This window comes from Longicatena sp., from assembly GCF_982403165.1.
Window position 1 is genome coordinate 1 of record NZ_CEVYEL010000065.1, and the last position, 12,665, is coordinate 12,665.

Here is a 12,665-nt window from a genome sequence, read left to right on the forward strand (position 1 = left end):
TGGACAAAAATGTTTTAATTATTTTGTGTGTCTACTTGACACAAGCTGATCAGACACCCATACCGCCTATTTTCTTTTTAGAATGCTTCTTTTCCTTTTAAGTAAGTCATTTCTACTGAATAATCATCATTTAATACAACGATATCCGCATCATAACCGGCTACTAATTTACCCTTACGATCATCAACACCTAAATATCTTGCTGGGTTGATCGTACAAGAATTGATGGCATAATCCCAAGGAATCATTGCCTTTTCAACCAATACCTTTAAGCCCTGGTTTACTTTTAAAGTAGAACCAGCTAAGCCTTTGGTATCTGTCAAATGTGCACTTCCATCCGGATACAATTCAATCTCATTACCACCGAACAATACTTTGGTACCTACTGGCAAGCCCTTTACCATTAAAGCATCAGTAATCATGATCGTATAATCTCTTCCTTTTGCCATAAACAAATCATTTAAGGCATCTGGTGTAGAATGGTTTCCATCACAGATTACTTCACCAAATGTATCACGGAAACGCATAGCAGCGCCAACCAAACCTGGTTTACGGTGATGGAATGGTGTCATACCGTTAAAGATATGTGTCATACCGGTAGCACCATTAGCGATTGCCATACCAGCTTCTTCGATCGTTGCAGCAGAATGTCCAATGCTGACACGAACACCTGTTTCTGCACAATATTTCGTCAATTTGAAATCGTCATCTTGTTCCGTAGCCATGGTGATAACTTTAATTAATCCATCAGCGGCAGTTTGATAACGTTTGAATTGTTCTACATCTGGTTTTACGATACACTGTTCAGGCTGTGCCCCCTTGTATTTCATATCCAGATAAGGTCCTTCAAAATGAATACCTAAGATTTCCGCACCTTCATAGCCTTCCTTCACTACATTAGCTACATTGCGTACTGCTTTGGTTAATACTTCTTCTGTCTGCGTAATTGTTGTAGGGCAGATGCTGGTAACACCTTCCTCAGGAATGTTCTTCATCCAATTGCGCAATCCTTCAGGCTCTGCATCATTTGTATCAAAGCCATATGCTCCATGTGTATGGATATCAATAAATCCCGGCACAATGCGTTTGTCGCCATAGTCTTTATCTACTTCCTTAGCACCATAAGCCAGAACGTTTTTGATTTTGCCATCTTCAACTTCCAGCTGAGCTTCTAAGAAGTGCCCCATGACCCATACGCGTTTACTTTGAATAATCATGAAAAAATCCTCCTTTAATCATCCTTTTTTATTCTCTTTTATTATACTCCAAACCTTTTGATAAAGAAAGAAACGCGACTTTTTTTTCGTTTTTTTATTCCTTTTCCTCTTTCCTTAAGATGCATTCCACAAAAGTTATGCTTGTGTATGATAGATCCGCCTATTCTTTATTCTTATTTATTATTAGTAAGTTCTATAGTAATTATTAGTGAGTTCTATGCTTTAATTTAACAGAATTTTCTGATTTCTTATAAAATGTCTTAATTTTTAAGCATATAACTTTCATTTTATATAAGAAAAGCATAGAATAATCAACGGTAAAAGTGATAAAATTAACAATACGAAAAGGAGTGATTGAAATGAAACAAGCCATTCAATTAAAAGAAAACATGTATTGGGTAGGTGTTCATGATTTTAACTGCCGCCATTTCCACGGGGATCTATTTCCGATTAGTGAGGGGACAACCTATAATTCCTACCTGATCGTTGATGAGCAGATCACCTTGATTGATACGGTGGAGGAAGAATTTTTTGACATTATGATGGAGCGCATTCATTCCATCATTGGGGACAAACCAATCGATAATGTAATCGTGCAGCATGCTGAACCAGATCATTCCGGAGGTTTTGTGAAGTTCATGCAGGCATATCCAAATGCGCAGCCATACACTTCCAATGCCGGTGTGAAAATTATGTTGAAGCAATATTTCAAGGAATATGATTATCATAAAGTAAAAACCGGTGATACCCTATGTACCGGTGACTATACGCTCACCTTTGTGGAAATGCCGATGATTCATTGGCCGGATAACATGCTGACCTATGTGGATAAAGCAAACATCGTCTTTTCTAATGATGCCTTTGGGCAGCATATAGCAAGCTATGATATCTTTGATGATGCACATGGTTTAGCGAAATGTATCGATCGGGCAAAAGACTATTATGCAAATATTGTAATGCCATATGGTATGCAGGTTGCCAATAAATTAAAACAGATTCAAGAAATGGGATTACCAATTGATATGATTGCCCCTGCGCATGGCATCATATGGCGTACATACATAAAGGAATTATTTGATGCTTACCAGGAATTTGCAACATTTGCCGCAAAAGATAAAGTGGTTATTGTGTATGAAAGTGTTTGGAAGCATACCCAGATGATGGCAGAAGCATTGGCAGAAGGACTTGGAAGAAATGGGATTTGTGTAAAGATCTTTAAATGTTCCCTAACTTCTCCTGCTATTATTATGAAGGAATTACTGGATGCTAAGGCTATTTTAGTAGGTAGTGGTAACTACAATAATGCTATGGCACCAAGCATCGCTGCTTTCTTAGAAAAACTAGCTAGCTGCAAGGTAAAGAATAAAAAAGCTCTGGGCTTTGGTTCCTATGGCTGGGCGGATGTAGTGACAAAGCAGGTAAATGAACGTCTTGTACGAGCTGGCTTGCCTTTATTACAGGATGGTGTGGTATCACAGAATTATACACCAACCCAAGAAGATCTCGATGCTTTAATGGAACTAGGTAAAACGTTAGCAACAGAAATAAAAGCAAATTAAATATTAAAAAATTCTTACTCCATACGTACTTCAAAGAGGCACTATGATGAGTGAGAATTTTTTATATGCGTGCTTATTATATGTGTGCTATTCTATGCGTGCTTCTCTATGTGTGCTATTATGAAAGATACCACAACATTGTAACTATGATAACAACTGCTCGTATGCGGATATTAATTACACATAATATTTGGCTTGTGCCTTCCACATTTTCGCATACACCTGTTTTGTATCCTTCATCAATTCCTCATGCGTCCCTCGCTGCAACAGTTGTCCATGATCAAATACTAGAATATCATCACAGAAACGACAGCTGCTCATACGATGAGATATATAAATACTTGTCTTATTTTTAACCATGTCGTGAAAATGCGTATAAATTTCATATTCACTAATCGGATCTAAGGCACTGGTAGGTTCATCAAGAATCACAAAAGGTGCATCTTTATACAATGCTCTAGCAATCGCTATTTTTTGTGCTTCCCCACCAGATACATCTTCGCCATCCTTTTCTCGATAAAACATAGGCGTTGCTAAACCATCCTTCATGCGTTCTACACGCTTTCTTACTCCCGCCTGTTGTAGCACTTGCCAAACTCTTGTTTCATCATACTGCTGTTCACATGCGACATTTTCTCCTACCGGAAACTCGAAAAGAGTAAAGTCTTGAAAAACAGCCGCAAACAGATTCAGATATTCTTGATAATCATATTTACGAATATCAATCCCATTCAAAGTGATAGAACCCTCACTCACGTCATATAAACGGCATAATAGCTTAATAAAAGTTGACTTTCCGGCACCATTTGGCCCAACCAGTGCAATCTTTTGTTTCAAATTCAATGTTAAGGATACGTTTTTTAATACGTAAGTATTCGTATTCGGATAAGCAAAACTAACATTATGAAAGGCTATTTCAAATTCATTGTCTAAACGTTTTTCAACAGGCAGTGTACCGGTATCCAACTTATTCTCTTTTTTCATATATTCACTATAATAGCTTAAATACCCTATCATCGTACGTAACTGCCCATTATTTTCTACCAAAGATCGCAAAGCTTCATTTAATTTGGCTATCGCACTAGAATATTTCGTGAATTCCCCAATCGAAATAGCGTGTGAGAAGAACTTTAACGTGGCAAATATATAGGACAATAACATAACGATATGATTGATAAAAACATAAAATAAGGTGGATCTGCGTGTATATTGCCACTCTTTCCTAAGCGATTGATTCAATCGTTCACATAATGCATTCCATGCCTGTAATAACATTGGCTGCATACGATAGATACGTACATCCTTTCCCTTATCTGCATGGAACGCATAACTATCAAAATATTGCATTTCCTGATGCACTGACATATCATGCTCAAATATCTGCAAATTGTTTTTATTGACATACTCTGCGGATTTCCCATATAACAGCAGTAAGCTGATAAATAAGACACATAGTGTGCAAAGCGAGCCAACAGGTGTCAGAAAAAAGCCAAGTACCCCCGGCATCCTCTGCCCATATTTTTGACACAGTTCCAAGAGCAATACGATAGCAATGCTCACCGATAACAGATGTTGTACCATTTCGGTATAAATTTCAAGCAGCAGACCAAATCCTCCATGAATCGCCATTGCCGCATCCGCTTGTGAAAAAGCTTCTAAGCCTTCTTTATCCGCAAATGTCGCATAGTCTAGATCAATCGTCTTTAAACAAATCATCGCATTGAACTGACGATGAACAGACATGGAACGAACCTGACTTTTGCTTTTTACATAATCCAATAAAAGCCCAAACAGTAAATTAACGATTAACATGATGAGAATGGTATAACCGGCTTTTTCCCAATGCTGTTGTAATAAAGCATCAATAATGATGGCACTAAACAAGATTTGAAGATAAGGGGATACAGCTTCCATGGTATGGCGTAATAAGAAAATTGGTAAAGCAGAATGATCAAGACGATAGATAAAACGTAAAAGCTGAAAGCCTTGTTTATGCATTTGGTATAATTTCTTCATTCCTTCCAGCCTCCTTTTGATAATAATGTGCCTGCATCTGAAACATCTTCGCATAAGCTCCCTGTTTCTTAAGCAATTCCTCATGACTGCCTTCTTCGATGATCTTACCATGCTCTAAAAATAAAATACGATCAGCGAAACGGGTACTGCTTAGACGATGTGAGATAAATAACGAAATCTTCCCCTCACTTAACTGGGCATATTTCTGATAAAGCTCACTTTCCGCAATTGGATCTAAAGCACTGGTAGGCTCATCTAGTATGAGAATAGGTGCTTTTTTATATAAGGCTCTCGCTAACATCAGTTTTTGTATTTCACCGCCACTTAACAAAACACCATCCTTTTGCAGATACGTAGTAAGATGTGTATGAATTCCCTGTGGCAGCTGATCAATCTTATCTTGCAGACCGGCCTTTTGTAAACAGCTTAAAATACGTTCTTCATCATAGATGGCATAGGTATCGCCACACTGCATCTTCTTTAATAATCGATTCATAGCAGCATCTTTGCTCTTGAGCGTTTGTTTGTCCTGGCTAGTCGTACAGGCAACATTACTGGCAATGTCAAAGGCAAAAATCTGTGAGTCTTGGAAAACGATGGATAACATCGAAACATATAATTCATGAGGAATTTGTGCAATATCCATATCATTTACATAAATATGTCCGGATGTTAAAGGATACAAACCACATAACAGTTTTACCAGTGTCGTTTTGCCGGCTCCATTCATACCAACCAAAGCAATTTTTTCATTGGCATGCAAGGTGATATTAAAATGCTCAAAGATGGGTGGCTGCCCCGGATAAGCAAAGCTCACATCCTCAAAACGTATTTCATGACATTCTTTCAGCCTATTATCTTCAAGCGCATTTGTAGCTTCAAGATGCGTTTTTGCGTTTTCTTGTGGTTGAGATGTAGTAGATACTTCTGGAACTTCTTTACTCTCCATAGCCACCGTTTCTTGTCTGCCTTCCTTTTGATCTTTATCTTCCTGTGCCAGATATGCCTGTAGAAACGATACACTCAAAGACTCCTGATTCAAGATGGTCAACGTTTCAACAATTGTTTGCATCCATGCTGTAAAACCACTGACAACACCTAGGTAAAGCAAGAACTGTGCAACATCCAAATCTCCATTGATCATGAGATAAAGCAAATATCCATAAGCTGCCCCATCCCGTAGAAAGGTCGCCATTCTAGCGGCAGCATCTGCTAAAAAGCGTTTCTGCATGACATCTTGATAAATCGTTACTGCTTCTTTACGCAAGCGTTCAAAATTATCCGCAAACCATGGAGCTAAATGATACATGCGAATATCTTTGGCTTTTTCCAAATTGATGCTATCATTCTTCATACCCCAAAACTTACCATTGTTCTCCCAGAAGCGTCCCATCTTTTGGTATTCATAAATATTAGCTCGCCGTTTTGCAAACGCGGCTGCACCACCGGCAATCATAATCAAAAACAGTAGAAATGGCTGCAATTGTCCAATGCAAATGGCATATAGCAACAAACCTAACACACTGCTGGCAAGTGATATACTGCTTTCTAACAAAGCTCCAACACCATGACTGCTTCCCTGCAACAGCGCCTGGCGAATTTCCATTTCCATCTCGTTATTCTCACCATTCTCTAAGCTCAAAAGATCCATATGCACACGCCAATTATAAAAACGATGCATGTACAATGCCATTCTCAACATTTCAAAGATGCGCATGTTTTGCGCATGAAACCATGTATCAGCCAGATAAATACCTAGAATCCCGACGATCCATATACTCAGTTTCTCACAGATCGTAACAAGATCTATCTGATGTTCCAACAAGCCAACTAAATAAACAGGAAGCAGCATCAGAAGAATTGGTGCAATGGTTTTTAAAATAATTTCCAACACCATATACACATAATATTGTCTTCCACAACAACCGATATCTTTTAATAACATCCGCATATTATCTTTATAGCGATAGTTCTTTCGTATTTCTTCTCTAGTCATAACATCAACCTTTCTCATACCAACAGTCAATACATGAAATCATGATTTCATAACGATTCCTAACCGCAAAACAATCCTCCTATTTCTCCATTGTTTGACAGTTCTTAAGCTATCGTATGACTTCTAAAATGTTTCTATGGAAAAGTATAACAAAACAATAGTAAAAAAGACATTTCATTCACGAAATCCCTTTTTTCGTTCATAAAACGTCGTTTTCTATATGCCTTTAAAAGAGAATATTATCCCTTTCTATCAGAACATTGCAAAAGGTGCATATCGTGAAGCTATGCTTTATGTGCAAGCTTCGATTGCTGCTTCTTCATCACAGGATACAATCGGCAACATGATTTCACTAACGAATACACCAGGTTCATTCTGCAAGTTTAAGTAACCATCATAACGTTCAACCGTTAACTTTACCCGCTTCATGCCATGCCCATGATTTCCACGCTTTTCACTGATATAGCTCTTTTGATTGAAATTCAGATCTTCCATAGCTGCATTCGTAAACGACATATACAGCTGTTGCTTCACAATCTCTATATAAATCCTGATAAAACGTTCCTTTTCCTCTAACATCTCACATGCTTCAATGGCATTATCTAACAAATTGCCAATGATAACACATAAATCAATATCACGTATCGCAATATGTTTTGCGACATGTGCTTTACACTGCACATGTATCTGCTTTTGTTTTGCGATGGTCAACTTGGAATTGAGAATCGCATCAACCATCAAATTACCGCTTTTTACCAAAGCATCAACACTATCGAGATCTTTTTCCAGCTCAAACAAATAGGCATCTGCCTCTTCATACTGTCCTAACTGCAAATACGCTTTTAAAGATTGCAAATGATTATGATAATCATGCCGCCAGCCACGCATATTCATATAAACACTTTTTACTTCCGCATAATGATGCGCCATTACATCTTCTTGAAATGCTCTGGTATTTTTCTCAAAGTTCGCTGCATATTGCCCATGCAAATACTGCACCATTCCTATCCATAGCAACAAGAAAATGCCTGCACTTGGCTGTTGCAACGCCAGATAACAAACCAGCACGCTAACTCCACTATGTAATAACAGCATAAACCAAGTGACATGTAACTGTAAATACAATAAGATACCATACTGTATCGCAACCATTGATAAAGCAATGATCCAAACAGGCGCTGCCAACAGCCATACCATGACAAGATAATCGATGAAAAACGCAAGTATGCTAAATAGACCATATCGCAGTTTATCATACAAGGTGGCATCACAATAAAAGAAAAGAAAACAATACAGCAGAAAGAACCCACTTAACCAAATAACAAATTGAACATGGAGCATATACCCTATCCCAAAACTACATAAAATCAACAGCCACAATACCATATGTTTAGTTTTTCCAGAATCAAAATGGAAAAGTTGTAACTGTAACAGATAAATGCTGCATAAGGCAAATGCTATAGCCAAGAGTTCCATTTACATAGCCTCCTTAAAATGATGGGCAATAAAGGCCTTGCTCAGCAGACGGTATTTCCCTTTGGGAATCGGTATGCATTGTCCATTGCTCATCCATAGCGTTTGTGTATTGATTTTTTCGATAGCCTCAAGTTGAATCAGATAACTGCGTGATAAATGAAAAAACAGGGATGTTGGTAACGCTTCCTCCATTTCCTTCATTGTTTTTTTCACATGATAACATTGTTTTTTCGTATAAACATCCAAATAATGACCATCACTTTCTACATACAGGATATCTTTTACAGGAAAGCGCAGCCACTGTTTATCACAACATAGAGCGATGGTTGGCTGCTGTGTATTTAGTTTCTCTATTGCCTTATCTAAACAAGCGAACAGCTGTTCTTTTTTTATAGGCTTCATCAGATAATTTAAAGCCTGTACATTAAATCCATCATAAACATAATCACTGACACCGGTAATAAAAATGATGATTGTATCCTTGGAATACTTTCTGACGAGTTTTGCCAGCTCCATGCCATTTAATCCTTTCATTTGGATATCTAATAATAGAATAGGGATGGCATAGTCTTCCTGATAAGCAAACAAAAGGGCATCCGCATTGGAATAGCATTCGATTGTCAAAGGTTGATGATAAATGTTTTGATATTCTTCCACATAGTTTGCGATAAGTTGCAGCTGCACAGCCTCATCATCACATATTGCGATACGCATCAAACCCCTCCATTCTGTTTCCATTATACGCGTTGTTGCTTTATCTTACAAGCATAGGAAAAAAGAGCCTTTCCTTGCCTAAGTTTGGTTTATGCAGGTGGCTCTTGCTTATAGAAGAAGCATTATTTCTTCTTTAATTGTTTCATGCCCTGACGAATCAGTTTTTGTTTCTGACGTTTCCCCTTCGTAAAGAAAACACCAATAAAGATTAATAAGATACCGCCAACAGCTGTTAAATAGTATGGTAATTCTGTCTTTTCTTCTTCATATGTGCCATCACTCCACATGTTCAGCTTTTGTTTTTTGGCTGCTTTTTCTAAACTCTTTAATTCATCGGTATAAGCATAATCCCCATAGATATATTTGACTTCGGCTAAGCCTTGCTTCACCAATTCTCTTTGTAAAAGCTTCCCATCCGCATACACCCAGGCTAAGGTTCTGCCATATTTATCTGTTTCATCACTGCCATCATCATACTCTAATTCTATTGTTTTGGCATTGGTTAAGGCATCACACACATAGGCACTAGCTTCTTTTCCATAAGGTTCTTTTTCCTTTGTATATTCCGGTGCATTTATAGCCAGAAAACGTATCGTTGTATCTTTCCCTTTGACTATGAAATGTGCTGTATCGCCATCCGTACATTTACTGAAGGTAACCTTTTGTTTTGTATTTGCCTGGACTGGCAATAGACATATCAAGTATACCAAACATAAACAAATGAATTTCTTCATCCTATTCCTCCTTTATAAGACTTTTATTATACTAGATACCACCTACATTGAGCAAGTCGCTTTTAAAGATGCAGGTATCCTTTGTGTAGATATGCAGGTAACCCTTCGTGTAGGTATGAAACTAGCCCTTTGTGTAGATATGCAGGTAACCCTTCGTGTAGGTATGAAGCTTGCCCTTTGTTAATACTGATGCTTCTTAGGTAAAAATACATGTGCCACCGATATCATCAATGAAAAAAGATGAATCCTATTTCAAGAATCCATCTACGATAACTTTTTCTGCTTCCTCTACACTTAAGCCAAATGTCTGCAATTTCACCAACTGATCGGAATTGATCTTTCCAATAGCTGCCTCATGCACAATTTCCGCATCCACATGATTTGCTGCGATTTCCGGAATTGAGCTGATCTTTGCATGATCCATAATGATGGAATCACATTGAATGTGCGCACGGGATTTATTGTTTCCAATGGCAATAGGGTGGAATACCTGAATCGAGTCATCCTTCCCCACCGAACGGGATACGATTTGCACAACGCTGTCTTCCCCATTCAAATTCACGGTTACATCACTATGCGCAGTCTGCTTGCCATGTGTCATTAGTTTTTCATTGATGACCAACTTGGCATGCGGACCTAAGTTCGCTTCGGTTTTACGCATCGTAGAATCTACACCTTTGATCTGGCTCATATCCATCTGCGCATAAGCACCATCTTCCATGTGAATGATCGTTACCGGATTTAAGATACGACCACCACGGCCATTACCTTCTCCATAATGCTTTTCAACATAGCGCACCTTTGCGTTTTTTGCGATATGAAAGGTATGAATGCCATCATGCTGAGATGTATCACAGCCATCGTTATGAATACCACAGCCGGCAATAATCTCCACATCTGCATTTTCACCTATGTAAAAATCATTGTATACAACATCCTTAATACCGCTGTCGGTTAAGATAACCGGAATATGTAGACTTTCCCCTACCGTGTTGGCATCGACAATGATATCAATGCCCGGTTTATCCAATTTGGCATTAATTCTGACATGCTCAGTAGAATGGCGTTCAATGCCTTCACCATTCTTTCGCAGACTAAATGCACTTCCCGGCATAAAGCCACGTATATCGGCAATTGTCTGTAACAAGTCTTTTTCCATGTTTTCCATATGCTCACCTACTTTTTCAATCCGCAAGGCTCAAATTCATTCATCAAAGATGGCAAAATAGCCTCGCGTGTTCCTCTTGTTTTCATGCGACCATTCTCAATGATAATGATTTCATCCGCCAGCTGCATGATCCTTTCCTGATGCGAAATCAGGATGATGGACTGTTTAGATTGTGCCTGTAAATGCTGGAAAGTTTCCACCAGCTTCGCAAAACTCCATAAGTCGATACCTGCCTCCGGCTCATCAAAGATGGACAGTTTTAAATCTCTGGCTAAGATTGTCGCAATTTCAATACGTTTCACTTCTCCTCCGGATAAGGAAGCATCCACATCACGGTCTAAGTAATCCTTCGAACACAAGCCGACATCACTTAAATAGCTGCAGCAGACATCTTCATCCAGATCCTTGCCATGAGCAAGTGATAACAAATGCCGCACACTCATGCCTTTAAAACGTGGGGGCTGTTGAAAAGCATAACCGATTTTACGTTTTGCTCGCTCATCAACACTTAGTTCGGTGATATCTTCGCCATCAAATAAGATCTGTCCACTTGTTGGCTTCTCGATTCCCATGATGATCTTGGCAAGGGTAGACTTCCCTCCGCCATTTGGTCCGGTGATGACTGTAAATTGATTATCCGCAATTGTCATCGTAATATCATTTAGTATATGTTTTCCTTCTACTTCAAAGGATACATGCTTTAATTCCAACATCTTCATCGCTCCTTTATATCGCGCTTTTTTATTTTATCACAAAATTTGGAAAATATAGCATGATTTGATTGGAAAGCATGTAAAAATAGTAAAAAAAGAAGAACAGGTCTACTCATCCTGTTCCATTTCATCAAAAAGCCTTTGTATTTTTGTATGTAATGCATTTTGTCGTTCTAAACACTGACACTTTTCATCCAATAGCTGATCTTGTAAAGCAATGATATTTTCAAGTCCTGCTTTCAGTTGTTCATGGCTTTTATTAATTCTCGAATACGCCATAAAATCAAAGATGAAATTATCAAAGAAGATATCTGCTGTACTTAGCCAGCTCTCTATTTCCATTGGCGCGATATCAATGCTATGCACATCCTTAACTTCCTTTTGTAAACGTAACAAATCTTGTTGCAGTTGGGCAATTTTTTTCGATGCTTCTTTTACATGCGAATGCTTGATCATGGATGTCATCATACCGCCTCCGGCAATATCCATCATGCCCCAATCAGATGCACTGCTCATTTCAGATACAGCGAAACGTAACTTATCCGTAACAACATAGCTTGCCGCAATAGCCTCTTGCAGTTCTTTATCCAATAATTGTTCCTGTTCCAATTGGCTGTATAGCTCTGCTGCCTCTTTGCCATGTTCCCCTTGCAAAGCTTCCTGTTTTTGCATTTCTTCCAAAGCGCCGCGTAAAGCATCTTCTTGAGCAATTTCTTCTTCGCACTTTACTAATTCGGCATTGGTGATTTCTAGGTCTTGCTGTAGTCGACTGACTAGGATAGCTGCTTTAACAGCTTCCTGTTCTTCTTTGACTAAGCGCTCTTCCTTATCTTTCGCAAACCAGGCTGCTAAGCTGGCTAAAGAGGCATGCTGGAGTTTTTCAACATCCTGTTGTTCTTTTTCTGCGATATGCATTGCCACTTCCAGTTTCTGGCTGATTTCTTCATAGCGCTGTTCCAATTCTCTTTGATAGTCTTTTAAACCTTCTATTTTTGATAAGCGATGTTTTATTTCTATTAAATTTTATATCTAATTTTTGATTATCCGTATAAACACTATACTTTCAAATATT

Annotated in this window: 10 protein-coding genes; 1 reads left to right on the top strand and 9 read right to left on the bottom strand. The window is 38.4% G+C overall.

Going from position 1 to position 12,665, the window contains the following annotated elements; translation table 11 throughout:
• Positions 1-77: 77 nt before the first annotated feature.
• Complete coding sequence (gene nagA, locus AC1VS3_RS11285; protein WP_008687301.1) at positions 78-1,217, bottom strand: N-acetylglucosamine-6-phosphate deacetylase; 1,140 nt, start codon at positions 1,215-1,217, stop codon at positions 78-80.
• 359 nt (positions 1,218-1,576) lie between these two features.
• Here nagA and AC1VS3_RS11290 point away from each other — a divergent pair, with 359 nt between their 5' ends.
• Positions 1,577-2,776: an FprA family A-type flavoprotein gene (locus AC1VS3_RS11290; RefSeq protein ID WP_008687300.1), complete on the top strand. Its 1,200-nt coding sequence runs from the start codon at positions 1,577-1,579 to the stop codon at positions 2,774-2,776.
• Positions 2,777-2,953: 177 nt separating this feature from the next.
• On the opposite strand, the gene AC1VS3_RS11295 is transcribed toward AC1VS3_RS11290, so the two are convergent.
• The 8 genes from AC1VS3_RS11295 to AC1VS3_RS11330 form a co-directional block, all read right to left on the bottom strand.
• On the bottom strand, positions 2,954-4,792 hold the full coding sequence (locus AC1VS3_RS11295; RefSeq protein ID WP_008687298.1) for an ABC transporter ATP-binding protein: 1,839 nt from the start codon (positions 4,790-4,792) through the stop codon (positions 2,954-2,956).
• A complete protein-coding gene (locus AC1VS3_RS11300) occupies positions 4,767-6,806 on the bottom strand; it encodes an ABC transporter ATP-binding protein (protein ID WP_227160528.1) in 2,040 nt (679 codons plus the stop codon). Before AC1VS3_RS11300 ends, AC1VS3_RS11295 begins: the two co-directional genes overlap by 26 nt.
• A 273-nt stretch (positions 6,807-7,079) precedes the next feature.
• A complete protein-coding gene (locus AC1VS3_RS11305; RefSeq protein ID WP_008687295.1) occupies positions 7,080-8,264 on the bottom strand; it encodes a sensor histidine kinase in 1,185 nt (394 codons plus the stop codon).
• Positions 8,265-8,978: a LytR/AlgR family response regulator transcription factor gene (locus tag AC1VS3_RS11310; RefSeq protein WP_008687294.1), complete on the bottom strand. Its 714-nt coding sequence runs from the start codon at positions 8,976-8,978 to the stop codon at positions 8,265-8,267.
• A 122-nt stretch (positions 8,979-9,100) separates the two neighbouring features.
• Positions 9,101-9,712, bottom strand: a complete 612-nt coding sequence (locus AC1VS3_RS11315; RefSeq protein ID WP_008687293.1) for a thermonuclease family protein — start codon at positions 9,710-9,712, stop codon at positions 9,101-9,103.
• 247 nt (positions 9,713-9,959) lie between these two features.
• Positions 9,960-10,880 (bottom strand): SufB/SufD family protein, encoded by a 921-nt coding sequence (locus AC1VS3_RS11320; protein ID WP_008687292.1) that lies wholly within the window; start codon positions 10,878-10,880, stop codon positions 9,960-9,962.
• 8 nt (positions 10,881-10,888) lie between these two features.
• Complete coding sequence (locus AC1VS3_RS11325) at positions 10,889-11,593, bottom strand: ABC transporter ATP-binding protein (RefSeq protein ID WP_008687291.1); 705 nt, start codon at positions 11,591-11,593, stop codon at positions 10,889-10,891.
• A gap of 108 nt (positions 11,594-11,701) precedes the next feature.
• Entirely contained in the window at positions 11,702-12,553 is an 852-nt protein-coding gene (locus tag AC1VS3_RS11330) for a hypothetical protein (RefSeq protein ID WP_481275653.1), read from the bottom strand.
• Positions 12,554-12,665 lie beyond the last annotated feature (112 nt).